Raw genomic sequence first — 25,981 nt, forward strand, 5'->3', positions numbered from 1 at the left:
TTCATGCAGCTAGATACTTTTTTACATCATCTCCATTTCTCTATCGATGAAATTATGCCGAATCATGAGGTGGACTGGAAAGACGCACCGCTTCCTTATAAATTATATCGAAATTTACCTACCATCCCGCTCTCCTTAGAAATCCCATTATCTTTACCGAACTCTTCTACTACACCTACTTTAGATGAGATTGGTCACTACCTTTGGTATTCATTTGGTGTAACACAATTATGTCAGCTAAATAGCGAGAGAAATGTATTACGAAGATCTATTCCTTCGGGTGGTGCTTTATATCCGAATGAATTGTATATCTATTTAAAGATTGACGATTATCCAGACGGCATTTACCATTATGACGCCGCGCATCACCGACTTATTTTACTTCGCGAAGGAAATTTCGATTCTTATTTGGCAGACACACTCGGTAATCGCTGTAATATAGATGATTGTTTCGGTGCTGCATTCGTATCCACTATGTTTTGGAAAAATTTCTTTAAATACAATAATTTTTCATATCGTCTTCAAGGATTAGATAGCGGGGTCCTCATTGGACAATTGCTAGAATGTGCAAAGCAATTCGGTTATACAAACGGCGTATACTTTCAATTTCTAGACCGTGCACTGAACCATTTACTCGGATTGTCAGAAGGTGAAGAAAGTGTGTATGCCGTTATTCCTTTAAGTACAGACCCAGAAACAAATTGGTTTCACAATGATTACCGTGAAAATAAAACAGTTACTTCTCATGAGTTGTTGCAACAAATTCCGCCGCTCGCACATGAACATTTCATTCGCTCAAAACATGTAGGTGAATATCCGATGATAACAAAAATAAATGAAGCTTCTATGATCGAATCAACAGCACACTTCCAAACACTACATCATGAAGAGCACTATCAACATAATCCGTACGCTGTACAGCTACCAAAAGTAGAACGGTTATCGTATGATTTCCTACAACTTTGTAAAAAACGATATTCTCCTGATGCGGATTTTATTTTAACGAAATGGGATGCAGCTGAGCTCGCTACTTTACTACAAGAAGCGAGCCTTTCCTTCCCCTATTACAACGACCTTGACGGTAAGTATACAAATGAAAATACACGCGTCTCCTTATACGGATGTTTTTATAGCGTGAAAAATATTGAAAACGGAGCTTACGCTTATAACAGTAAAACACATTCCATACAACCAATTCGATATGGAGACCTTCGCTACCCACTTCAGTCTAGTATGACGATGGATAACGTAAACCTTTTTCAAGTACCACTTTGCTTACATGTAGTCGGACAGAAAGATTACTATACACGTGCATTAGGCTATAGAGGATACCGTATTCACCAAATGGAAGCAGGTATACTCGTTCATAAACTCGTTTTTGCAGCGACCGCGATGGGGATGGGCGGGCATCCTTTACTTAGTTTTGATACAAATTCATGTGATCAATTGTACGGAATAGATGCTGGGAATGAAACATCTCTTATTCAAGTTCCAGTTGGGGCATATCGGGCGCGGAATTGGTTAAAAGGGGCTTTGCATAGTTAAAAGCACGCCGATGGACGGCGTGCTTTTTTACTAGATTAACTTAAAAATACTCTTAATTTGTCTAGCAAATAACCAATTTTTCGTACCGTAGTTATCATTTAAACTATCTAAATTGATAGATTGTCCGTTAGCAAACTTTAATTCTAACGTAGTATTTTTGTCATTTGTTTTTAAGTTACTATTTGTAATGGCATCATACTTTAATTTTTCAATCTCAACATATTCGTCTTTTTCTTGTCCAATCACGACATGGTCTTGGAAGAAGAAAAAGACTTCTACTTTTTTACCGAAACAAAATACATTTTTCGTATAAATTAATGTCGCGTTATCAAGTCCGACACATACTTCTTTCATTTCTTCCACAACGTGTCCAAAGTCTTCTTCATGTCTTGCATTTGATTCAGCAATCCATTCTTCGATTGTTTTCATGTTAATTGCCATACTGCGCCCCCTGGTTCGTTCATTGCTTCGTTTAAAAAATAAATACTATATGAAAATATAAGCGATACGTAATATGTTTTCAAGGGGAAACGGTATATTCAAAATAAAGTGAAACTTTAATCAGTGGGGTCTTACTGTCCGCAAATAGCGGGATAAAGTTAAATTTCAAAGTAATATAAAAGGAAAACCAATTTCATTAAATTTTAAACGTTTGAACGAGACATTCTTCATCATCAATTAACTGCTCTCTCTCATCAAATTCTATGTTCAGTTTTTTATATACTTTCTTCCAAAACGACACTGCTGGTACATTTTTTAGAAGTTCGATAACGAAATATTGTCCTCTTTTCTCTTCTAGTAAATTCTCAACAGCTTGTTTACCTATTCCTTTTCCTTTATATTGATTCAATATGAAAATATCATTAATACCAAAATCATTTTCCTTCTTCAAAAACGGACGTTCCAGTAGTAATAAGAATCCTACAATACTATGATCAACTTTTATAAAATACGGCGTGATTCCGTCATTTTTCCAAAACATATGCAAATCTTTGTATCCAAAAAAACCATCGGCTCCGATAGTTATATTCATAGTGAACTTAGAAAGATCATGAAGATATAATGCGTACAAATTACGTAATATTTCTTTTTCTGATTCTTGAACGGTTTGAAGTGTTGCAAACATTTTTAATAATCCCCTTTCCCATCTATAACTGTTCCTCCCTCTTTATTATTCGCTAAAAAGGTTTACCTCCCTTTGCAAAAAAAATAGCACTTAAAAAGTGCTATTCCGCTCGTCTTGCCGCTTGTTGAATTGGGTCCCACACGCTGTTATATGGTGGTGCGTAACTTAAGTCGACGTCTTCTAAATCATGAATGCTCATTTTATTGAAAAGCGCCATCGCAATCACATCAATACGTTTATCTACACCTTCTTCTCCAATTACTTGCCCGCCCAATAATTGTTTCGTGTCAGAACGGTATAGTAATTTCAAATAAAGTGGTTTTGCATTTGGATAATAGCCCGCCATATTTGTAGAATCTACTTTAACTGTTTTATACGGGATGTTTAGCCCTTTCGCTTCTTTTTCATTTAAGCCTGTTCTTGCGAGTGTCAAATCCATAAATTTAATAATGCCTGTGCCTAACGTACCTTTAAAAGCTCTTCGTTTATCAAGCATATTCAGTCCAGCAAGTCGCCCTTGCTTATTGGCTGTCGTTCCGAGCGGGATATGATCATGAATTTCCTTTATAACGTGGTAATGTGTTGCGCAATCACCGGCTGCATATACGTCTTGCACATTCGTTTGCATATATGCATTTACTTCGATTGCTCCTTTATGATTCTTACGTATATTTGTCCCTTCAAGAAAATCAGTATTCGGCTTCACTCCAACCGACACTAAAACAAGATCTGCTTTATACGTACCTTTATCCGTTTCGATTGCTTCTACTCGTTCATTTCCTTTAAATGCTTTTACATTTTCATTCGTTAAAATTTCAATATTGTGTTTATCTGCTTCTTTATGTATATATTCAGCCATATCTGCATCATAAATCGTACCGATATGATCATTTCGCTCAATCATTCTTACTTTCTTACCAAGTTCGACGAATGTTTCTGCCATCTCTAGTCCGATTGCACCACCGCCAATAATCGTTACATCTTCAACTTTATTCGTTTCTAACGTTTTTAATATGCGCTCAGCATCAGGAATTGTTTTTAAAAGATGAACGCCTTGTAATTCCCGTCCTTCCCATTCTGGCATAACAGGACGCACTCCAGTCGCAATTAATAATCGATCATATGGAAATTCAAAGACATCCTTCGTCTTCGTATGCTCTGCGTACACCATTTTCTTTTCCGTATCTACTTTCGTTACTTCATGACGCACTTTCGCATCAATTCCATATTTCTCACGAAACGTCTTTACGTTGCGCGCGATTAACTTTTCAGTTGAAGCGATAGCACCACTAATGACATACGGTAATCCACACTGAGCGTACGAATAAATTTCACCTTTTTCTAAAGTTACAACATTTGCATCTTCATCGTTTCTAACAATTTGCATCGCTGCACTCATACCAGCTGCATCTCCGCCAATAATGACATAGTTCACTTTACCACTCCTTCTTTTTTACATACTCTTTACGTTTTCCATATTTTATAGAAATAACACCTACTTCCATTGTAAAGAAAGAGAATTTCATCTTCAAATTTTGTGCACAAACTTATGTATGAATAGGTACCTGTCGTGTCTTATAAACAACATGTTTAATATCCTATAACAGTAACCAGTTGAAAGTAGGTGAAACATACATGTGCGCCGGCCTTCTCGTCCAGCTTCCAGAGGAACCGATAGAACCGAAACCCGCCCTCCCGCTTGAACAGGAGTTTACCGTTAGTGTAACTTTATACAGTGCTCGTGCTTGGTTATCTGACAATGACACTTTCTCACAAACTATTTGGAAAGCTACCCGCTTCGCTTCTGCATCACATGCTCGCAAGGCCATCTTTCCAGTCGGTACTGTTAAAATTTTAAATTTTTCTGACGATACAATAACAGTTACTGCATCCTCAGAATCAGATGATGCTCTTAAAATAATCGTCCCTCCTCATTCTGAAGCTGCTTTAACGTCTAGTTCTTTATCTGATGTGCAAGCCAGTACATCAGGAGGGGCAAGTAAAGTCACATTTCTCTTTCATATCTTTTTCTCTAGGGAACCTCGTCCAGCCAAATAACGATAGAAAAGGTACAGCAATATACACTGTACCTTTTTCACGCGCTCTATTCTCCTGATTTGATTAGTTCAATATTATAAGTTTCGATATCTGTTAACTTTCCTGTAAAATAAGGATTTTCTCTATACCAAGACTGTTTTGCGAAATACACTTGCATATCTTTCGTTTGAAAAATATGTCCATGCCTTGCATATATTTCATTTCTAGCAATTTTCAACTGCTCTTTCGATAAATATGTTAAATCTGCGCTCGTTAATTTTCGAATATCACTATCAGGAAAGATGAAACCATTATATACATACTCAGTCGCGGGCGTTGGAGTAACATTATAAACAACTGGTTTTTCTGTACTTTTCTTTTGAAATGGAAGATTATAAGACGAAAGTGCCGTTACCGTCTCTACTTTTGTCGTTTCCCGTCCACTTTCTCCATTTCGTTCTAAATAAATCGTCGCACTTCCATCAGTCGCTACAGGCCCCCATGTAATTTCTTCTCCTGCCAGCGCTGTAACTGGTTTTTGATTTACGTACAATGTTGCACCAGGCGCGTTCGTTTGAACTGTAATATATTGACCTTGCAACGTTAAATCTACCGTTACGTTATTTTGGCTTTGTTTCATAAGTACAACCTTTTCCTCACGCGATAGTTTTACGTAGTCATTTTTATACTCTGATTGAAACACTTGATTTCCCGGAAGAAATGGCCCATATTGCTTCTCAAACTTTTTGTCATCTGTCTTATCAATTTCTTTTCCGTTCATTTTTAACGATACGTCTTTTTCATTTGTAAGCAAAGTTGTATAGTACGTCTTCGCTTTCAATTTATATCGATCAAATATAAAGAAATACTTTCCGTCTTTCGTTAATGAAAAATCAGCTTTTTCTATTCCGTCCCGTTGTTTTTCACCTTGTCTCAAATATTGTTTTAATTCATTCACGTAAGATGGATTTTCTTTTATATATGAAAATAGAGGCGTTACGCTCTCTCTCGTTATCATAACCGATGGATCATCTGCCGTAACGATCTCAGCTAATTTCTCTCCGTCCCTCTCTTGTAAAATCGTAATCATCCGGTCTACTTGTGCCACCTGCGTATAATACGACGATCCGTACAAATACAATCCAATAATCGCTATAACAAATAGCGCTAACAGTGTAATGCCAACTTTTACACCACCGCTCATGTTCTTCTTTACTACAGAACGTCCCCTCTTCGTCCCGCAGTTTTGACAAAATTGCACACTATCTTCAAACTGAACTCCGCACTTTGTACATACATTCATCCAGTCAACCACCTTTTCATTAGAAGCCAGTTATTCCCTGTGTTAAGGCTTGAATTATCGTGCTAATGTAAGACCAAAGTACAATGAATGTTGCAATTCCAATTAAAACATTTGCAATAATAAGTGTGTAAACGAGATCTAATCCACCATTGTCTAGCTTTAATACGGCTACAGTTATACTAATCCCTATATAAGTTGCAGCTACCGATAATAATATCGGTAAGAAAAAGATTAATAAGAAACTAAAAAGAAAAGAAAGGACTAATATGACAATAGTCGGCGTCGCTATCGTTCCCCATATACCAAATACTTCAAGAAACGAAAAAGATGATTTCATCATCTTGCCACTTACAAAAATAATAAATCCCACAAATAAAGTTAAAATTAATAAAAAGAAAAAGACCGTTATAGATTCTCCAAAAAACGTGGGAGTAGATATATCTGGTGCAAATGTTCTCGTAACTGCTGATGCTGCACTCATCATTCTATAAAAAATACATGCTCCTAAAAAACAAATAAGAACAAGACTTACAATTCCATTTCGCACTTCAATAGCGCCGCTTTTCATAATCGCTGTCGGTGCTTGTAATGCATGTTTAAAAAATTGAAAATAGCCGCTCGCAAACCGCTTCGCTTGCTCTACCGTTTCATCTGGCCGAGCTTCCTTTGCTTGTGCCGCACGTGCTTGTTCCGACCCTTCTTCTTGACCACTACTTGCCACTACCTCTTCCGTTAACGAATGTCCACAATTCCCGCAAAATTTTGCCTCCGCTGCATTTTCTGTATGACATGACGGACATTTCATTCTCTTATCCCTCCTTAAGCATATACCATATAGGGTGTTACAAATTCAATATATGACTTTGGACATAAAACATGACTACAAGAAAAAGATTCTGAAATCCTTCTTCCGAAAGAAAATATATGTGCTAGTAATCTTGAAAAAAAATGCTATTATGAAACAGAATAAATAATATTTTTAACAGATTGGATGACTGGCAATGGAATTGGTAAACTCAATTTTTCAAATACTCCTTACAAGCGTAATCCAATTATTATCTTTAATTGGCGTTATCATTGTAATTGGATTTCTATTAGGCTATTTAGAATCTCTCACACGGATGTATTGGTCGAGAGCTTTTGGACGAAAAGGATTCCTATTAACGGCTTGGATCGGTGTTCCTATTCACGAACTTGGACATGCCATTATGTGCGTGCTGTTCCGTCATAAGATTGTAGCAACGCAGTTCTTCCCGACAGATACAAGTCAAGGGGCTTTAGGTTACGTACAACATCAATACAATCAAAAAAGTGTGTATCAACGGATTGGAAATTTCTTCATCGGCATTGGGCCTATTATTTCTGGTATTACTGCACTAATCCTTTTAATGCGCTATTTCGTACCGAATTCATATTTCTTATTTAATACAACTCTCGAAAAAACAATCGCTTCTACTTCTATTAATATAGAAATGGTTCAAAACATGCTCTTGTCGACGTTTGTATTATTGAAAAGCTTATTTACAATCGGCAATTTATTGAATCCTTCCTTTTGGTTATTTTTATTTATCGCCATTTGCATTTCCGCACATATCGCTTTAAGTAAACCAGATATTAAAGGATCAATAGACGGTGTTATCGTCATGTTTATCGTGTTATTTTTATTCAACATAATAGCAGGACTGTTTCAATACGACAGTAATCAGCTAATTGGACAGGTTATGAAATATAATATGTATCTCATTGCGTTTTCTAGTGTGGCACTGCTGTTCTCTTGTCTTTCTACACTCGTTAGTTTTTCGTTTTATAAAATAAGAAGAGGGCGTTCTTTTTGAACGCCCTCTTCTTATTAATTATTCCCCTTATAATCACAATGCTCAACCGGAACGCGAGCATGCCCTTCTTCATCGGTACACCATGACTGTGATTGGAATGCAAGAAAGATACCAATCCATTCTTCTTCCTTTTCGAAGTGAATGAGTATTCCTCCGTCTTGCCATATGCCATCATCACCTTGCCATTTTTCTACATTCCCTTGATTCATATGAATATCATGTATACCGTTTCCTGGTTTGAAATGAAAATAGGAATCTGGTGTATTTTCTTCTGGTCCCCATCTTTCACCAAACGCGTAAATAATTGCTTTTTCTTCTATTGCTCGTTTTATATAACGTTCTATTTTTTCATTTAAATCATTATCTGCTCCTGCTTTTTCGGGAGGCAAAGGAATCATTTGATTTGAGTCAAATAGATTTCCTCTTACATAATCTAAAGCTACTTTCGGTTCATTGTTTTTTATTTCTGTAAAACCGAATGGTAATGTCGGTAAAATATGAATCGCCTCTGACTTAATATTGTTACTCGCAAAATATAAAACTTCTGACGGATAGCTTTGCGATTTTACGTTAATTGCAATACGATAATTTACTCCTGTCTCGCCCTGTAAATGAACTTGATAATGAGGTGTTTTCCCTTTTCCAATCTTTGATTGTATAACTGTACCTTTTAACACACCGTAGTTTTTTAGGGGCATACATTTCATCTCCTATTCATTTAGTAGAAGCTATTCATATTTAAATCATTATCCACTCATAAAAAAAATCCTCCTATGTTAGGAGGATTTTTAATTTCTCAACATATACCAAACAATAACTTCTACCACTACAAGCAAAACCGCACCAAAGATCATTAACGTCGTCTTCTTTAATAGTTCATTTTCACGGTAAGGGATATTACATAAGTAAGCACCTAGTGTAATCCGTGATGGACAAGCAATTGTCGCTACTGATGATGCGGTGTTTTGAAGTGTTGTGACATATTGCCACGGGAGTGCTACGTTTTGTGCGGTTTGCATTTGTAGTTTTATAAACATTGCATTTGATCCTGCGTTACTACCTGTTAAAAATCCACCAATAGCGCCAATAAACGGGGCAACGAAAACGAAAAAATTTCCAAACGTTTCACCAGCGGTTTTTGCAAGTAATAAATGCATACCAGATGCACCCATTAGTTCTGAAATGGCGATAAACATTGTCGTCGTAATCGCAAATGGAATCCATTGTTTTATCGTTTGCGAGAGTGATTGTTTAATAATATGAGATGGTATCCGGAAGAAAATAATAGTAAATAAGCAAGTCATACCGAGCCAAAATCCTGGTGAATACAGCATTTCTAATTTGTAAGAGTATGATTTTAAATCAAGGACTGCATATGATCTGAACAAATCATGTAATGCTGGAACGAGGCGAGAAAGTAAAATACAAACTGTTAGAAATATATAAGGGCTAATAATTTTTATAATGGATACTTCTCTCTCCGTTGCAGCCGCATGTTCTGTTATAAGATTTTGCCCACTTTTTCCTTTTAATTTAATGATAAAAAAGCCAAAGGTAATCGTAACGATAGAACTTAATATCCCGGCTAGTTCAACACTTACGTACGCATTAGAAAGATAGATTCCGAGAGAAAATAATAGAAAGAACCCTACTCCTTCTTTCCACTTTTCTATAACCGCTTGCCAGCCGCCAACAACGTGTAAAGAAAGAATAACGAAGTAAGCAAACATCGGAATACTTAATAGCGCTGTATTTGTGCCAAGTGTTGTAAGAGGCATATTTATTAGCTGCGAACCGATAATCGTACCAGTTGCCATTGCGCCCCATGAACTAGCTAGTAAGCCGATGAATGAGAGTAGTACAGCTTGAAATGGTTTATATCCTAGTGAAAGAAAAATAGGTGCTGCAACCATGAAGCCAATACCGAATCCACTTACTGATTCAATAAGCGGGCAAATGCCAAAACACATAAGCAGCATTTGTAATAAGCGATCCTGAGTAACTGCTTCTAGAAAACGTGCTACTTGATCGATGTACCCCATTTTGTTCATGAGGTGAAATAAAAAAATACCGAAAAATAAAACGTACCCGACAATAAAACAAATTAACCATCCTTTAATCGTTGCGTGCACAGTTTCACTTATCCCTAATTGAAACATTGGCGAGAGTAAAACGATTCCAACAGACACAGCATAAGAAATTAACGAGGACCTTAATGACGTTTGTTTAAATAAAAATAAACAAATGAAAATCATCATAATTGGGATAAGTGCCAACAATATGGCCATGTTATCATCTCATTTCGTTTAAAATACAATTTTTAACTATTATATAACAGATACTATAATTTTCAATTGTTTTTACAACAGATTCAAAAAAGGAACCAAACGGCTCCTTTTCATTCACTCCCATTTTCTATTATCCTGAAAAACTGTCTGCTTTCCGACTATTTCTTTCAACACAACAAACACAATGTAAGTACATATTGCTTGCAATATAATATTCCAAAATTTCATTAATGTAAATGAATGAATCCGTAGAAATAATTCGTTTAATAATACAATCGAAACGATACTAAATAATTCTATACTAATCGAAAATAGACATATTTCTAAAATAGACTGTTCTTGAATGCGATTTAAGTTGGAAAAGATGAATACATACCCTAAAAATAGAGCCATTAACTCTATTTTCGTCATGCTAATGAGCCAAGCGTATAGCGGTACAGTTAAGAATAGATATAGTAGTTTACGTCTTAGCATGCCTTCTCACCCTCTAAATTATATGTATTTTCTGTATATTTTAACATTTATTACGCAAAACAAAAAGAAGAGACTACGCCTCTTCTTTTTGTTTTGTTGCATATATTAATTCACATATTTCTTCTTGCTTTTCATTTTCTAAAAGCTCAATGATCTTACTTCCAACGACAACTCCGTCGCATATTGTAACCATTTCTTCTACATGTTCTTTTGTTGAGATGCCAAATCCAGCGACTACTGGTAAGTTGACGTGTGATTTTACTTTTTCTAAGTAACTATGAATCTCCTCTTTAAAGTTTTGACGTACTCCCGTTACGCCCGCTACTGTAACAGCATAAACGAACCCTTCTGATTCACTCGTAATTTTTTCAATTCTTTCAATAGGACTCGTTACGGTAACGAGTGGAATGAGCGCAATGTTTGCCTCTCGAAGTAACGGCGCAATAATATTTTGTTCTTCATACGGTAAGTCTGGAACGATAATACCATCCACACCGGCCTCTAAGCACTTCTCTACAAATCGTTCTTTTCCGAATGCAAGTACTGGATTTAAATATGTCATGAGTACAAACGGAATTTGCACTTCTTTCCTTACCTCTATTAATGCTTGAAAAATACCTTTTACTGTTACACCGCTATCTAGCGCTCGTTTCCCTGCTCTTTGAATCGTTGGACCGTCTGCGACTGGATCCGAAAAAGGAATGCCGATTTCAACGATGCTCGCTCCTGCTTCATCTAAAAAACAAATTCTTTCTTTTAATTTTTCAAAGCCGCCATCTCCGCCCATTACGTACGGAATAAATGCTTTCTTGCCATTTTCAAACGCTGCTTTAATTTTTTCTACTCCCATTTTTTACACCTCTTCCATATAACGTTTTATACTCTCTACATCTTTATCACCACGGCCAGATAAACAAATAACAAGTCCTTCATCTTCCTTCATTTTCGGAGCTAATTTTAATGCATATGCGACAGCATGTGAACTTTCTAGCGCCGGGATAATGCCTTCTTTTTTCGTTAATAATTGAAATGCTTCTAATGCTTCTTCGTCTGTTATCGAATGATAAGAAACGCGGCCAATATCTTTTAGCAAGCTATGTTCTGGACCAACACCTGGATAATCAAGTCCTGCTGAAATAGAGTGTGCTTCTTGAATTTGTCCTTCTTCGTTTTGCAGAAGATACATCATTGATCCATGTAAAACACCGACGCTTCCTTTCGTTAAAGTTGCTGCATGCTGTTCTGTATGAACGCCTTTTCCAGCTGCTTCTACGCCGTAAAGAGCAACTTCTTCATCGTGTACGAACGGATAAAACATCCCCATTGCATTACTACCACCTCCAATACAAGCAACGACTGCTTCTGGTAACTTTCCTTCTAACGCCTCATATTGTTTTTTCGTTTCATTTCCAATTACACTTTGGAAATCACGTACAATTTGCGGGAATGGATGTGGTCCGAGAACAGATCCCATAATGTAGTGCGTATCATGCACATGTGAAACCCAGTAACGAAGCGCCTCGTTTACCGCATCTTTTAATGTACCACTACCTGCCGCTACACTTTCTACTTTCGCTCCGAGTAATTCCATTCGGAACACATTTAATTTTTGACGTCTTACATCTTCTTCTCCCATAAAAATGACGCATTCTAATCCGAGAAGAGCACATACAGTAGCTGTTGCAACTCCGTGTTGTCCAGCTCCTGTTTCAGCGACAACTTTTTTCTTGCCCATTCGCACTGCAAGTAGTGCCTGACCGATTGTATTGTTAATTTTATGAGCTCCTGTATGATTCAAATCTTCACGTTTTAAATAAATCTTTGCACCTCCGCAATACTTCGTCAGATTTTCAGCGAAATAAAGCGGTGTTTCTCTTCCGACGTACGTTTTTAAATAATGATTTAATTCCTTTTGAAATGCCTCATCTTGCATCGCTTCTTTATATGCTTCTTCTAGTTCTAGTACAGATTGCATTAACGTTTCTGGAACGTATCGTCCTCCGTATATACCGTAATGTCCTTTTTCATCTGGATATGCGTAGTTCATTTGGAACACTCCTTCGCTTTTATAATAAATTGTTTTATTTTCTCTACATCTTTCTTTCCTTCTGTCTCTACTCCGCTGCTCACATCGACCATATAAGGCCGAACAGTTCGAATCGCTTCTTCTATATTAAGAGCGTTTAATCCACCAGCTAATATCGTTTTCTCTCGCAACTCTTCTGGCATATGCACAAGTAGTTCCCATGAAAATTTCTTCCCATTTCCTCCGTGAAACTTTTCTTTCGGGCTATCAAACAATATATAATCCGTTTCATATGTTTGAGCATTTTTCATATCACTTTCTGAAGTTACTCCTAGTGATTTTATAGACGGAATATTCAATCTTCTAATTTGATAATTATCTTCATCTCCATGTAGTTGTACATGTGTTAACCCACACTCATCTGCAATTTTCTGGATCACTTCTACTGATTCATTTACGAAAACACCGATTTTTAACACGTTGGCTGGAAGCTCCTGAATGATTTCTTTCGCTCTCTTTGGAGTGATTTTCCGTTTACTTTCCGCAAAAACAAATCCGAGTGCATCTGCGCCATATTCACACGCACTTTTCGCTGTTTCCACATCAGTGATGCCGCAAATTTTTACTTTCATATATTCACCTTACAATCTTCAAAAAAACTACTAATAGAAGATGATGTCATAAGCGCCTCTCCAACTAATACACCTTTGGCTCCAGCTCTTTTAACACGAATAATATCTTCTTTTGAATGAATGCCACTTTCACTAATCCAAAGTAATTTCTCCTCATTCAATCTTTTTCCAAGCTTTTCAGTTTGGCTTAAATCTACTTCGAACGTTTTTAAATTACGATTATTAATGCCAATAACGTGCGGATTTAATACAATCGCAGTTTCTAATTCCTGTTCATCATGAACTTCAACAATCGCTTCCAATCCTTTTTCTAACACGTAGCTATACAACTCTTTTAACTTCTCTTTCGTTAACGCTGCTACGATTAGTAAAATAATATCTGCTCCCGCTTCATACGCTCTATCGATTTGAATCTTATCGATTATGAAATCTTTACATAAAAGCGGAATGTTACTTTCTTCTCTTGCTGTTTGTAAATCGTGAAACGATCCTTTAAAAAATTGACCATCTGTTAAAACAGATACTGCTCCTGCACCACATTTCTCATATGTTCCCACTTGTTTTCGTACGTCAACGTGTAAATTGATATCTCCTTTTGATGGTGATGCTCGCTTTACTTCTGCAATGACAGTAAACTGCTGTAACGCTTCTACAAGTGAATGTGTCTTTCTTTTTGTTTTTACTGGTGTATATATTTCATATAACTCCGCAACTTCCTTTTTCTTCTGTTCTACAATTTTATCTAAAATCGTCCCCACTTTAGTTCACCCTTTCTAATTTTTCGTTGCTTGCTACAATTAATAAGTTTAATTTGGCTAATGCTTTTCCAGAGTCAATGCTATGTGCCGCGAGTTTAATTCCTTCTTCAATCGTTTCCGTTTTTCCATTTGCGAAAAGAGCTAGACCTGCATTTAATAAAACTGTATCACGATAAACACTCTTTTCTCCGCTCAATACTTCAAGCGTAATCTTTGCATTTTCTTTTGAATTCCCCCCTCTAATTTCTTCATTTTTCACTCTTGAAAAACCATACTTTTCTGGATCAATACTCATTTCTACTATTTCATTATCTTTTAAAAGGACTACGTGATTTTCCCCTTGTAATGATGCTTCATCTAAAAAACCACTTCCATTTACGACAAGCGCTTGTTTCCGGCCTAACTTTTGTAATACTTGTGCAACTGGTAATAACATATCTCGTTTATAAATACCGACAAATTGTGTTTCTAAATTCACTGGATTTGTTAAAGGGCCAATTAAGTTAAAGATCGTCGGCACGTTTAACTCTTTTCTTATTTTCATAATGCGCCTTAGTGCTGGATGCATCGCTGGTGCAAATAAAAATGCAATACCTACATGCTCTAGTAAATAATCAATTTCGTTTGGCGTACTACTAATATTTACACCTAGTTCTTCTAATAAGTCTGCACTTCCTGTTTTACTAGAAACAGCACGATTACCATGTTTTGCAACCTTTACACCTGCTCCTGCCAGTACGAATGCTGATGTTGTGCTAATATTAAACGTTTGAGCACCATCACCACCCGTCCCGCAATTGTCCATTGCTCCTTGTATATGGTTCGAAAACGGCAATGCCTTTTCGCGAAGAGCTCGAACGAGACCGTATATTTCTTCTGCAGTTTCACCTTTCGCTTTCAGTAAGACTAAGAAAGCTGCAATTTCACTTTCTAATATGTTTTCACTTAATAAAAGTAGTCCTGCTTTATACATTTCCTCTTCTGTTAAATGTTGACCCTCCACTAATTTACGAAGATAGTTGTTCATACTCTTTCCTCCTCTTTTACTTCTGTTAAAAAGGCACGGATTAACTTTCCGCCTTCTTCTGTTGCGATTGATTCCGGATGAAACTGTAATCCGAAGAGCGGATAATAATTGTGACGGACTGCCATTATTTCTCCGTCGTCCATCGCTGTCGCTAATATGTCAAAGCACTTTGGCAAGCTCGTTTGCTCTGCAACAAGGGAATGATAGCGCATCGCCGTTAGGGGCTGTGTAACATATGAAAAGATTGACGTTCCGTTATGTTTCACACGCGATGTTTTTCCGTGTTTAATACGCTCTGCTCTAACAATGTCTCCTCCAAATGCAGATATGATCGCTTGGTGGCCAAGACAAATCCCTAATATGGGAACGTTCTTATAAAAATGACGGATGACGTCGATACAAATGCCAGCATCCTCTGGTTTTCCTGGTCCTGGTGAAAGTACAATTCCTCTTGGATTCATCTCTTCTAACTGTTCTATCGTTATTTCATCATTTCTTACAACTACAATTTCTTCTTCATGTTCGCCTAACAGTTGATACAAGTTATATGTGAACGAATCGTAATTATCAATAAGTACAATCATTTCATTACCTCCAAAAGCGCTCTCGCTTTATTTAATGTTTCTTCATATTCAGCTACTGGATCTGAATCGTAAACGACTCCTGCTCCTGCCTGAACGTATGCTTTTTCATCCTTTACGACCATCGTTCGAATGGCGAGCGCCATATCAAGATTTCCTGAAAAACTAACGTATCCAACTGCACCAGCGTATACATTTCTTTTTTCATTCTCTAGTTCATTTATAATTTCCATCGCTCTAATTTTCGGAGCTCCAGAAACCGTCCCTGCTGGTAAGCAATACGCTAACGCATCAAATCCGCCCATTTGTTTTCGCAATGTTCCGTAAACTTCAGATACAATGTGCATAACGTGAGAGTATTTTTCTACTTTCATATATTTATCTATCGTAACCGAGCCGATTTCGCTCACTCTACCAATATCGTTTCGCCCAAGATCTACAAGCATCATATGCTCTGCTCGCTCTTTCTCATTGCCTAACAGTTCTTTTGCGATTTCCTCATCTTCCCTCTTCGTTTTCCCCCTCGGCCTTGTACCAGCAATTGGATTCGTCATCACTTTATCCTCCCTTACTGATAGTAAACTTTCCGGCGAAGAACCGAGTACAACATAATCTTGAAAATCGATATAGAACATATATGGTGATGGATTTGCAATTCGAAGTTTTCGGTATAACCCGAATGGATCCCCAATACATTCACTTTGTAAACGCTGTGATAGTACGACTTGGAATATGTCTCCCGCTCTTATATATTCTTTCGCAATTTCTACCATCTCACAAAACTCTTTTTCCGTTATAGAAGAAGTGAATGATAATGGGGATTGTATTGCATTTACTTCAGCTTCTTCTCCTTGTAGCACTTCCTCTTTGTATACTCGTAGCCTTTCGTATACTTCCTCATAATCTGTTGAATCATCTTCCCTGCATACATATACAAACGACAACTTTTGGCGTAAATGATCGTAAACGATAAACTCACGATATAGTAAAAGGTGTACTTCCGGAATATTTAATGGGTCGTGTAAATCCGCTCCAATGTTTTCATACTGTCGAATGACATCATATCCAATATAACCAACTGCTCCTCCGCAAAATGGAAATGGACTGTCTACTTGTGATGGTACGATTACTTCTTCTAACACTTGCAGTACGTTACCTTGTAACTTTTCTGCCCGGCCGTAAATCGTTCGTTCCACTTCCGTACCAACGCTTTTCACTTCTCCATAAGGATTACATCCTAAGTAAGAATAACGCCCTTTATCTTGATGAAGCTGTGAACTTTCTAATAAGAATTTCTTCTTCCCTTTCATACGTCTATATAAAGAAATTGGCGTAATGCTATCTCCTTCTTCTTCAGTGATTACTAAAAATGTCTTTCTCTCTCTTTTTTGTTTTATAAATTCTTCTTTCGTCATCATGTCCTTCACCTCACCCTGAAAAATAAAAAAGTCCCCTACATATCGAAAATATGTAGAGGACGATAAATATACCGCGGTACCACCTCGTGTTGGATGCAAAAGCATCCCGCTTTGTTCAGGTACAAATTTTATACCTTATCCTTGTAACGGCGGAACCCGGGTTGCCTACTAAAAATAATTGTTCAGCATACCTCTCGTAAGCCCATTCCGTATATGGCACCGTACCGGGCTCCCACCTATTCCCGGCTCTCTGTAACGTCTCCAATATACGTACTCTTCTTACTTAAACGATTTCATTTATTTAATTTTTTATACACAAAAAGGGAGTACTCATCCTATAGAAAGGACGGGTACTCCCGTGGTGCCACCTTAATTCGTTACAAATGTAACGCACTTTACCGTATCAAAAACAATACGTGTCTCTTGTATCGATGAGATCATGTCGCCAAAGCCTACTTCTTTCGTTTCGGTTTGGAAGCTCCGAAGCCCATTCCACATCAATTCCATACTGATTCGCACCAACCATCAGCTCTCTGACATGTTCATCATGTGTACTCTTCTTCATCAACGCTTGCATTTTTTTAAGTTGCACTCATTATAGACCTGACTTTTTTCACAAGTCAATACTTTTTTAAAAATTTTATTTTTCTTTCCTTTCAATATTATATTGACAAAACAACCTCTTTTTATGTAAATATAATAAATACTCTATTAAAAATAAGGTTTTTTGTATGAATATTATATATTAAAAAAGTAAAATGACATCAAAAAACGCTTACATTTCTGAAAATTCGTATTTCTATATGGATTTTTCAGAATAATCATGATAGATTATAAAGTGAAACTTTAATCAGTAGAGGGTGTTCATCCCCACTGATTATTAGTTGAATCAATCGGGCATTAACGGACAGTTGATCTCCCACCTAACTTCCTTGCCCAGCCAATTTTAAGGTGGGAGTTTTGCTGCCCGTTAATGCGGGATAAATATGCATAACGCATCAAAAGACCTGACAAAAGAAAGGGGAACTACATGAGTACGCAGATGTTAACTTTAACTTCTATCTCTATTTACATGCTCGGGATGTTAGTAATCGGCTATTTCGCCTACAAACGAACGTCCAACTTAACAGATTATATGCTTGGCGGGCGTACACTAGGCCCCGCAGTAACAGCATTAAGTGCTGGAGCATCCGATATGAGTGGTTGGCTTTTAATGGGATTACCCGGTGCAATGTTTAGCGTTGGATTAAGTAGTAGTTGGATTGCGATCGGCCTAACACTAGGCGCATACGCAAACTGGCTTTATGTCGCTCCTCGCTTACGTACCTACTCAGAAATTGCAAATAACTCTATTACTATTCCAGAATTTTTGGAACACCGTTTCCACGACAAATCTCATATGCTACGCTTAGTATCCGGACTTGTTATTATGATTTTCTTTACTTTTTATGTAGCTTCAGGATTAGTTTCAGGCGCTGTATTATTTGAAAATTCATTTGGCATGAACTATCATGTTGGATTATTCATTGTTGCAGGCGTTGTTGTCGCTTACACATTATTTGGTGGTTTCTTAGCAGTAAGTTGGACAGACTTCGTACAAGGAATCATTATGGTGGTCGCTCTTATTCTTGTTCCTATCGTAACAATTATGAATTCGAACGGACTTGGACCTGCATTTGATACAATTCGATCTGTAGATCCAACACGTCTAGATATTTTTAAAGGTGCCTCTACTTTAGGCATGATTTCTCTATTCGCATGGGGCCTTGGTTATGTCGGACAACCTCATATTATCGTACGCTTTATGGCAATTTCTTCTGTAAAAGAACTTAAAAGTGCACGAAGAATTGGTATGAGCTGGATGATTTTCTCTGTTGTTGGAGCTATGTTTACTGGTCTTATTGGTATTGCTTACTATTCACAACAAGAGTTGACATTATCTAATCCAGAGACAATTTTCCTTGAACTTGGGAAAATTTTATTCCATCCACTTATTACTGGATTTTTATTAGCAGCCATTCTAGCAGCGATTATGAGTACAATTTCATCACAGCTACTCGTTACTTCTAGTGCTGTAACTGAAGATTTATATCGTACATTCTTCAAACGTTCTGCATCTGATAAAGAACTTGTATTTGTCGGTCGTATGGCTGTACTTGTTATTGCATTAGTTGGGTGCGCATTAGCGTTTAAACAAAATGATACGATTTTAGCTCTTGTTGGATACGCTTGGGCTGGATTTGGTTCTTCATTCGGACCTGCTATTTTATTAAGCTTATATTGGAAACGTATGACGAAGTGGGGCGCACTTGCCGGTATGATTTCTGGTGCCGCTACTGTTATTATATGGACTCAATTCAAATTCTTAAAAGATTTCTTATATGAAATGATTCCAGGTTTCGCTATTAGTTTACTAGCCATCGTAATTGTTAGTTTACTAACACAACCTTCAAAAGAAGTTAAAGAGCAATTTGAGGATTTCGAAAAACAACATCGTCATAATTTATAAAAAAATCTCTGCTGTTATCATAACAGCAGAGATTTTTTACAGTTCGACAATCTTTTTATCAAATTTAACAAATTCTTTATGTTTCGTTAAATTTAACATAACACTACTCCTTTATAGTATGAGTATCAGCACTTATACAGAAAGGGGACTCCAACATGTTAGCAGCTTTCCAGCAACAACAAACACGAAAATTTTCACCTATCACAAATACTTCTGCGTCTTGTTTAAACATGCAACCTAACCCGCCTAAAATTTCAATTGCTCCTTCTGTTATTTCAGTCATCGGTGTTCATATGGAAAAACATAAATTAAAAATAAAAACGGGACAAAACATTGTGTTATCAGCTTCTATTTTACCAATACAAGCAACGAATAAAGAGCTTATTTGGTCAAATATGAATTCTGATATCATCACCATATATCCAAAAGGTGACACCGTGACGATTACTGGAAAAAGTGCAGGTAAAGCAGTCGTAATTGTCACAACTGCTGAAGGCAAATTTCGTGACCTATGTGTCATTCATGTACAACCTTATATGACAAATCCAAAGTAAAAGAGTGGCTTCGTAGCCACTCTTTTACTTGATTTCAATATTTGAGTTTTTACTTTTTACAAGGTTAATAAAAAAAGATGAAGATTTATCTTGTTTATGATGGTTGAAATTCGAAATTGCCTGTTCTTCTGTATAAAAATTTGATGTAACTTCTTTCCCTGCTTCATCTATACTATGTTGCCTAACGCATCCTTTTAATACAAAATAACATTTTAACGGAACATTTCCTTGTCTTAGGAGCACTGTTCCTTTTTTATATTCTTCAATTTGTAATTCCCTGAGGATCATTTGCTGCTCTTCTTCACTTAGTGTTGTAAATCTATTCATATACTTCTTTAATATCTCTTCCATTTTCCTCCCCCTTCTACGCCCGCATTTCTATAAAACAAAAAGAGAAGTATCATAACTTCTCTTTTCTCCCCCTAACACTATAATTCCTGTGTATACACCGGCTCGTTTACGACATTTTTTGCTGTTCGCTTTTGTTGCTGCAGTAAGAAAACAGATACACCAAACAATACGAGCATGCTACCGATCATTTGCATTGCATTTAATTTTTCTCCAAGTAAGAAGAACGCAAGTATAGATGCTCCAACAGGTTCTCCTAAAATACTCATTGAAATTGTCGTTGCATTTACATAATTTAATAGCCAGTTATTAATTACATGTGACACTGTCGGCACAACCGCAAGTAAAAGAAAAACAGTCCAATCCCACTTCGTATAACCTGTAAAGGGTACTTGTAATATAACATTATAAATCCCCATAAAAAGACCTGCAAACGCAAAGACTGTAAAGCTATAAATCCAGTGCGATACTTTCTTCACTGTCGTTTGCCCGATAAATAAATAACCGACAACCGCTATTACACTTAGAAAGGATAATATGTCACCATAAATTGCTTGCTTACTTAAACCTAAATCTCCCCAACCAATGCACATTACTCCTAAAATAGCGATTCCCATCGTTGCAATGGCTGAATATGTTGTTCTTTCTTTAAATAGAAAAAAACCTCCAACTAAAGATACGATTGGTTGAAGTGCCAAAATAATTGTTGAACTAGCAACTGTTGTATGCTTTAAAGATTCAAACCATAAAAGAAAATGCAGTGCTAAAAAGAAACCAGATCCAATTAAAAAGCCCCAATCTTTCATTTGAATCCTATTAAATTCCTCTCTTTTTTTCCATACGATAGGCAGCATAATAAGTACGATAATCCATAAGCGGTACATACTTAATATTGAAGATGGTGCTGAGGACATCTTTACAAAAACTGCTGCAAAGGAAATGGCAATTATAGAAATTGCTAATGGTAGTGCGATTGATTTTTCTTGTTTCAAATCCTGTCTCCCCTCTCACCTGTCAAAAATCCCACTTCATTATATCCGTTTTCTTTCGCAACTTAAATACTAATTTTTTAGATTCTTCGTACCATTATGGTAAAATAGAAATTAAGGCACCAATTAGTGAATATTTCTTTCCTTTTCACTACAAGCGTCGCTCTTACAATCGTTACAGTAAATTTTTATTTAGGGGGATCTACATGAGTCAAACAATAGGGAGAATTGAAGAAATTTCATTTTATAGCGCATCACTTCAAGAAGATGTTACACTTCTCGTTTATTTACCAGTAAATTACACACCACTGCACAAACATACAGTTGTAATTGCACAAGATGGTAGAGATTATTTTCAGCTTGGTAAAGCGCACCGTGTAATTGAGCGCCTTCGTGAAACCGAAGAAATTGACCGTACAATTATTGTCGGTATTCCATATAAAAATGTACATGATCGTAAAGAAAAATATTTCCCAAATGAAGTAAAAAATGCTGCATATATTCGTTTCCTTGCTCATGAACTTGCACCATATATTGATGAAAATTATCCAACGTACCAAATGGGAAAAGGTCGTGTTTTAATTGGTGATTCTCTTGGCGGAACAGTTTCCTTTATGACTGCACTTATGTATCCGCATACATTCGGTAAAGTCGTTATGCAATCACCATTTGTGGATGAGACAGTGATGAACTTAGCAAAAGAATTCAAAGATCCACAGGCGTTAGAACTGTATCACGTCATCGGTACAGAAGAAACGGCTGTAAAGCGTACTGATGGACAAGTATCTGATTTCGTAGGGCCGAACCGTGAGTTAAATACGCTTCTTACAGATAGAAACTTCATCACGCATTATGAGGAATTTGAAGGCAATCATACTTGGAAATATTGGCAGACTGATTTACCGAAAGCCTTCTCTCATATTCTATCAATGAAATAATAGAGAGCAGTATTCAGAATAATTTGATATAATAGATAAAGAGATTTATTTATCTCAAAATCTAACTAGACTTACAAAGGGAGGAATTGGAACATGAAATTAGGCATTGTAATTTTTCCATCTAAAATGATTCAAGATAAAGCGAACGGATTGCGTAAACGTTATGACCCGCACTACGCATTAGTTCCGCCACATATTACATTGAAAACACCCTTTGAGGCGCAAGATGAACAATTAGAGTCGATTGTAAACGAGTTACATACAATCGCAAGTAAAACGAACCCTTTCACCCTTCATGTTGGGAAAGTTGGTTCATTCGCACCTGTTAATAACGTCCTTTACTTTAAAGTAGAAAAAACACCTGAACTTACTTTCTTAAATGAAGAAATGCATAGCGGGTTATTCACGCAAGAACGCGAATATGCTTTCGTACCTCATTTAACAATCGGACAAGGCTTATCAGATGCAGAGCATGCTGATGTGTTGGGCCGATTACGTATGAAAGATTTCTATTACGAACAACCAATTGATCGTTTCCATCTTCTATATCAATTAGAAAATGGAACATGGACTGTACACGAAACATTCCGTCTTGGAAAGGGGAACAACTAATTTGCACGCACAGATTGTACAAACGGACGAACAACTAAGAGATGCATTCTCTGTACGTAAACAAGTGTTTGTAAATGAACAACGTGTCTCTGCTGAAGAAGAATACGATGAGTTTGAAGAAACTTCAACACACGTTGTTATATATGACAATGATGTTCCAGTTGGTGCTGGACGTTTTCGCATCCTTGATGGTATAGGAAAAATGGAACGCATTTGCGTGCTAAATTCCCATCGGAAAAAAGGCATCGGAAAAATTGTTATGGATTCTCTTGAAGCGTATGCAAAAGAAAATTCGCTACCGAAATTGAAACTTCACGCTCAAACACATGCTGAAGATTTCTATAAAAAACTTGGATATGCAACAAGTTCTGATGTATTTATGGAAGCAAATATCCCGCACGTCGTAATGATAAAAGAATTGTAATTTGAAAGCAGGAGGTGACCCCTCCTGTTTTTTTACATTGCTATTTTCTTTTTCTTCCGCTAAAGTTAAATGTTGATGCTATAGTTTTGAAGGTGAACATATGACACAAGAAAAATTTTCACAAAAATCGTTAACACACGCTGATATTCCGCGTGCGACATATCATATTCCGAAAACATCTACCCATTTAATTATGGAAGAAGATGTAGATGCGGCTTATTTCCGCGCTCTTGAACAACAAAATGTTTTTTTAAACGAAAAACAATTAGAAGCCGTGCGCACAACAGAAGGTCCTGTTCTTACACTAGCTGGTGCCGGAAGCGGGAAAACATCTGTTTTAACAACTCGCGTTGGTTATTTAGTAAATGTAAAACAAGTTCATCCACGAAATATTTTATTACTTACATTTACACAAAAAGCAGCTGAAGAAATACGAAGTCGTGTTGCGAAGTTACCGGGTATGAATCATGCAGCAAGTAGCTACGTAGTTGCTGGTACATTCCACTCTGTTTTCTTAAAATTACTTCGTAGTCAAGGTTATAATCAGCAAATTTTAGCAAATGAAAAACATAAACAAATTATGATAAAGAAAATTTTAAAAGAATTGCGTTTAAAAGACGATTATGATGCTGAAACGATGCTCGCGATGATTTCACTTGAGAAAAACAAATTAAATCGTCCGAAAGATGTAAAAGCGAAAACACCAGTCGAACAAGAATTTAAAGAAGTATACGAACGTTTTGAAGAGGTAAAACAAAGATACAATTATATTGATTTCGATGACATCTTATTGGAAACATATTATATGTTAGAAAATAATGCTCCTTTACTAACTCAATTACAACAACGTTTTCACTACATTGAAGTAGATGAGTTTCAAGATACATCGTATGCACAATATGAAATCGTAAAATTGTTAGCCACGCCAAGAAATAATTTATTTATCGCAGGTGATGACGACCAGGCGATATACGGCTGGCGAGGAGCAAGTCACCAAATTATTTTATCTTTTCCAAAAGAATTTGATAACACAACAATCATTGCACTAAATACGAATTATCGATCCAATCCCTTTATCGTCGGGCTTGGAAATGAAGTTATAAAATTAAATCAAGAACGTTTTGATAAAGAGCTATACTCTGTTCGTGAGGAAGGTGTACAACCTTTTTATGCAAGACCTGCTACGACTCTTGATGAAGCAAATCAAATTTTGCAGCTTATTCAAGAAAAAGTAGAGAGTGGTGAACGTAACTTTAAAGATTTTTGTTTACTGTATCGCACACATTCTGTAAGTCGTTCGTTACTTGATCAGCTTACCATTCATAAAATCCCGTTTATTAAACACGGAGCGAGCCAATCATTTTATGAACATTCTTTAATTAAGCCTGTATTAGATCATTTAAGACTCGTGATTGAGCCGTTTCGACTAGAATCACTTTCAAACATATTGCCGACGATGTATATCGGACGTGATGATTGTATTTCATTTATTGAACGTGAACAATGGAAATATGGTGAGGGGCGCTTCCCTTCTCTTCTTCATTTCTTACTATTAAATCCAAGCTTAAAACCTTTTCAAGTGAAAAAGGTAAATGAGCGCATCGATTTTATTAAGTTTATTAAAGAATTAGAACCGAAAAAAGCATTAAAAGAAATCATTCATGGTAAAGGAAAATATTTAGAGTACTTACAAAGTAACGATCGTTCTTCCTTTACAATGCATAAAGACATACAAGAAGAAATGTTGGAAGAATTAATGGAGTCTGCAACTCGTTTCACCGATATTCCAGCTTATTTACAATTTATCGACGAGGCGATTCAAGGTCAAAAAGAAATGGAAGCATTAAAAACAATGCCGCAAAAAGATGCCGTTTCACTTATGTCAATTCATAACGCAAAAGGCCTTGAATTTCCATGTGTCTTTTTACTTGGAGCGAGTGATGGAATCCTGCCTCATACTTCTTCTTTAAAAGATGCAAATGATCGTGTTACGGAAACTTCTGAAGCGTTAGAAGAAGAACGCCGATTACTTTATGTTGCCATTACACGTGCGAAAGAAGAACTTTACATTTCTTCTCCGCAATTTTTCAGAGGAAAGAAATTAGATATATCTCGTTTTTTATATACTGTGCGAAAAGATTTACCTGAAAAGACATCCACTAAATAAGGATGTCTTTTTTTATATCACGTTATGTACATCCCTCCTATATAAATTCCTTGTTTTTATCGTGAGAATTAACGTAATATCAGCCATATCCCACTCATATTGTAATAGTGTATGTCAGAACTCACGAGAAGGAGTGAACATAATGAGCTGCAATTGTAATGAAGATCATCAACATGAGTGTGATTTCAACTGTGTATCGAATGTTGTTCGTTTTATACATGAACTACAAGAATGTGCAACGACAACATGTGGATCTGGTTGCGAAGTTCCATTTTTAGGTGCACATAACAATGCATCAGTAGCGAATACACGTCCTTTTATTTTATACACAAAAACTGGAGAACCTTTTGAAGCATTTGCACCATCTTCAAGCCTTACTAGCTGCCGATC

25 protein-coding genes, 2 pseudogenes and 2 other annotated features are annotated in these 25,981 nt (G+C 36.6%); of the genes and pseudogenes, 10 read left to right on the forward strand and 17 right to left on the reverse strand.

Going from position 1 to position 25,981, the window contains the following annotated elements:
- The first annotated feature begins 3 nt into the window (after positions 1 to 3).
- A complete protein-coding gene (locus ES895_RS10085) occupies positions 4 to 1,545 on the forward strand; it encodes a SagB family peptide dehydrogenase (RefSeq protein WP_098279670.1) in 1,542 nt (513 codons plus the stop codon).
- 30 nt (positions 1,546 to 1,575) lie between these two features.
- Here ES895_RS10085 and ES895_RS10090 read toward each other — a convergent pair whose 3' ends face one another.
- The 3 genes from ES895_RS10090 to ES895_RS10100 all read right to left on the reverse strand — a co-directional run bounded on the left by ES895_RS10090 (position 1,576) and on the right by ES895_RS10100 (position 4,106).
- Positions 1,576 to 1,986: a DUF3908 family protein gene (locus ES895_RS10090; RefSeq protein WP_000996782.1), complete on the reverse strand. Its 411-nt coding sequence runs from the start codon at positions 1,984 to 1,986 to the stop codon at positions 1,576 to 1,578.
- A gap of 196 nt (positions 1,987 to 2,182) precedes the next feature.
- Positions 2,183 to 2,671 (reverse strand): GNAT family N-acetyltransferase, encoded by a 489-nt coding sequence (locus tag ES895_RS10095; protein WP_135238326.1) that lies wholly within the window; start codon positions 2,669 to 2,671, stop codon positions 2,183 to 2,185.
- Between the two features lie 100 nt (positions 2,672 to 2,771).
- Complete coding sequence (locus ES895_RS10100; protein WP_001110198.1) at positions 2,772 to 4,106, reverse strand: CoA-disulfide reductase; 1,335 nt, start codon at positions 4,104 to 4,106, stop codon at positions 2,772 to 2,774.
- Positions 4,107 to 4,306: 200 nt separating this feature from the next.
- Here ES895_RS10100 and ES895_RS10105 point away from each other — a divergent pair, with 200 nt between their 5' ends.
- A complete protein-coding gene (locus ES895_RS10105; protein ID WP_000332420.1) occupies positions 4,307 to 4,729 on the forward strand; it encodes a hypothetical protein in 423 nt (140 codons plus the stop codon).
- 46 nt (positions 4,730 to 4,775) lie between these two features.
- On the opposite strand, the gene ES895_RS10110 is transcribed toward ES895_RS10105, so the two are convergent.
- Both ES895_RS10110 and ES895_RS10115 read right to left on the reverse strand, forming a co-directional pair.
- Positions 4,776 to 6,011 (reverse strand): TcaA 3rd/4th domain-containing protein, encoded by a 1,236-nt coding sequence (locus ES895_RS10110; RefSeq protein ID WP_098644955.1) that lies wholly within the window; start codon positions 6,009 to 6,011, stop codon positions 4,776 to 4,778.
- Positions 6,012 to 6,030: 19 nt separating this feature from the next.
- Positions 6,031 to 6,816, reverse strand: coding sequence for a zinc ribbon domain-containing protein (locus tag ES895_RS10115; RefSeq protein WP_135238327.1), 786 nt, complete (start codon positions 6,814 to 6,816; stop codon positions 6,031 to 6,033).
- A 196-nt stretch (positions 6,817 to 7,012) separates the two neighbouring features.
- Between ES895_RS10115 and ES895_RS10120 the strand changes: the two genes are divergently transcribed.
- Positions 7,013 to 7,846, forward strand: coding sequence for a hypothetical protein (locus tag ES895_RS10120; RefSeq protein WP_135238328.1), 834 nt, complete (start codon positions 7,013 to 7,015; stop codon positions 7,844 to 7,846).
- Positions 7,847 to 7,860: 14 nt separating this feature from the next.
- Here the strand turns inward: ES895_RS10120 and ES895_RS10125 are convergent, their stop codons facing one another.
- The 10 genes from ES895_RS10125 to trpE all read right to left on the reverse strand — a co-directional run bounded on the left by ES895_RS10125 (position 7,861) and on the right by trpE (position 17,050).
- Positions 7,861 to 8,544 carry a DUF2278 family protein gene (locus ES895_RS10125; protein ID WP_001128613.1) on the reverse strand — a complete coding sequence of 228 codons (684 nt, stop codon included), beginning with the start codon at positions 8,542 to 8,544 and terminating at the stop codon, positions 7,861 to 7,863.
- A 90-nt stretch (positions 8,545 to 8,634) separates the two neighbouring features.
- Positions 8,635 to 10,134 (reverse strand): L-lactate permease, encoded by a 1,500-nt coding sequence (locus ES895_RS10130; protein ID WP_044584232.1) that lies wholly within the window; start codon positions 10,132 to 10,134, stop codon positions 8,635 to 8,637.
- Positions 10,135 to 10,248: 114 nt separating this feature from the next.
- The gene (locus tag ES895_RS10135) at positions 10,249 to 10,608 is read right to left on the reverse strand and encodes a DUF4029 domain-containing protein (protein WP_000946131.1); all 360 of its coding nucleotides are present in this window, start codon (positions 10,606 to 10,608) and stop codon (positions 10,249 to 10,251) included.
- Between the two features lie 73 nt (positions 10,609 to 10,681).
- Positions 10,682 to 11,458: a tryptophan synthase subunit alpha gene (gene trpA / locus ES895_RS10140; RefSeq protein ID WP_135238329.1), complete on the reverse strand. Its 777-nt coding sequence runs from the start codon at positions 11,456 to 11,458 to the stop codon at positions 10,682 to 10,684.
- A gap of 3 nt (positions 11,459 to 11,461) precedes the next feature.
- Complete coding sequence (trpB, locus tag ES895_RS10145; protein ID WP_001105019.1) at positions 11,462 to 12,655, reverse strand: tryptophan synthase subunit beta; 1,194 nt, start codon at positions 12,653 to 12,655, stop codon at positions 11,462 to 11,464.
- A complete protein-coding gene (locus tag ES895_RS10150; RefSeq protein ID WP_000865146.1) occupies positions 12,652 to 13,266 on the reverse strand; it encodes a phosphoribosylanthranilate isomerase in 615 nt (204 codons plus the stop codon). The genes trpB and ES895_RS10150 overlap by 4 nt, the downstream gene beginning before the upstream one ends.
- Positions 13,263 to 14,024 (reverse strand): indole-3-glycerol phosphate synthase TrpC, encoded by a 762-nt coding sequence (gene trpC, locus ES895_RS10155; protein WP_000536699.1) that lies wholly within the window; start codon positions 14,022 to 14,024, stop codon positions 13,263 to 13,265. Before trpC ends, ES895_RS10150 begins: the two co-directional genes overlap by 4 nt.
- Before the next feature lies 1 nt (position 14,025).
- Complete coding sequence (trpD, locus tag ES895_RS10160) at positions 14,026 to 15,051, reverse strand: anthranilate phosphoribosyltransferase (RefSeq protein WP_001067362.1); 1,026 nt, start codon at positions 15,049 to 15,051, stop codon at positions 14,026 to 14,028.
- Complete coding sequence (locus ES895_RS10165; RefSeq protein ID WP_000636321.1) at positions 15,048 to 15,635, reverse strand: aminodeoxychorismate/anthranilate synthase component II; 588 nt, start codon at positions 15,633 to 15,635, stop codon at positions 15,048 to 15,050. The genes trpD and ES895_RS10165 overlap by 4 nt, the downstream gene beginning before the upstream one ends.
- Positions 15,632 to 17,050, reverse strand: a complete 1,419-nt coding sequence (trpE, locus tag ES895_RS10170; RefSeq protein WP_033667026.1) for an anthranilate synthase component I — start codon at positions 17,048 to 17,050, stop codon at positions 15,632 to 15,634. The genes ES895_RS10165 and trpE overlap by 4 nt, the downstream gene beginning before the upstream one ends.
- A 52-nt stretch (positions 17,051 to 17,102) precedes the next feature.
- Positions 17,103 to 17,347, reverse strand: a binding site (T-box leader).
- Positions 17,348 to 17,389: 42 nt separating this feature from the next.
- Positions 17,390 to 17,627, reverse strand: a binding site (T-box leader).
- A 453-nt stretch (positions 17,628 to 18,080) separates the two neighbouring features.
- Here trpE and putP point away from each other — a divergent pair.
- Entirely contained in the window at positions 18,081 to 19,559 is a 1,479-nt protein-coding gene (putP, locus tag ES895_RS10180) for a sodium/proline symporter PutP (protein ID WP_000107211.1), read from the forward strand.
- 155 nt (positions 19,560 to 19,714) lie between these two features.
- Positions 19,715 to 20,113, forward strand: a complete 399-nt coding sequence (locus ES895_RS10185) for an Ig-like domain-containing protein (protein WP_000878734.1) — start codon at positions 19,715 to 19,717, stop codon at positions 20,111 to 20,113.
- 78 nt (positions 20,114 to 20,191) lie between these two features.
- On the opposite strand, the pseudogene ES895_RS10190 reads toward ES895_RS10185, so the two are convergent.
- Positions 20,192 to 20,464, reverse strand: a pseudogene (locus ES895_RS10190) (Crp/Fnr family transcriptional regulator); the annotation flags it as partial.
- Between the two features lie 77 nt (positions 20,465 to 20,541).
- A complete protein-coding gene (locus tag ES895_RS10195) occupies positions 20,542 to 21,453 on the reverse strand; it encodes a DMT family transporter (RefSeq protein ID WP_000806940.1) in 912 nt (303 codons plus the stop codon).
- A gap of 203 nt (positions 21,454 to 21,656) precedes the next feature.
- Between ES895_RS10195 and ES895_RS10200 the strand changes: the two genes are divergently transcribed.
- The 5 genes and pseudogenes from ES895_RS10200 to cotY form a co-directional block, all read left to right on the forward strand.
- Positions 21,657 to 22,388: an alpha/beta hydrolase gene (locus ES895_RS10200; protein ID WP_000084013.1), complete on the forward strand. Its 732-nt coding sequence runs from the start codon at positions 21,657 to 21,659 to the stop codon at positions 22,386 to 22,388.
- A 93-nt stretch (positions 22,389 to 22,481) separates the two neighbouring features.
- Positions 22,482 to 23,000, forward strand: a complete 519-nt coding sequence (locus ES895_RS10205; RefSeq protein WP_000765863.1) for a YjcG family protein — start codon at positions 22,482 to 22,484, stop codon at positions 22,998 to 23,000.
- Between the two features lies 1 nt (position 23,001).
- Entirely contained in the window at positions 23,002 to 23,424 is a 423-nt protein-coding gene (locus ES895_RS10210) for a GNAT family N-acetyltransferase (protein WP_098295572.1), read from the forward strand.
- Between the two features lie 100 nt (positions 23,425 to 23,524).
- Positions 23,525 to 25,591 (forward strand): ATP-dependent helicase, encoded by a 2,067-nt coding sequence (locus tag ES895_RS10215; RefSeq protein WP_000191204.1) that lies wholly within the window; start codon positions 23,525 to 23,527, stop codon positions 25,589 to 25,591.
- A 142-nt stretch (positions 25,592 to 25,733) separates the two neighbouring features.
- Positions 25,734 to 25,981, forward strand: a pseudogene (gene cotY, locus ES895_RS10220) (spore coat protein CotY); the annotation flags it as partial.

The sequence above is a fragment of the Bacillus sp. 007/AIA-02/001 genome, assembly GCF_004634455.1.
GTDB classification, from domain to species: domain Bacteria; phylum Bacillota; class Bacilli; order Bacillales; family Bacillaceae_G; genus Bacillus_A; species Bacillus_A cereus.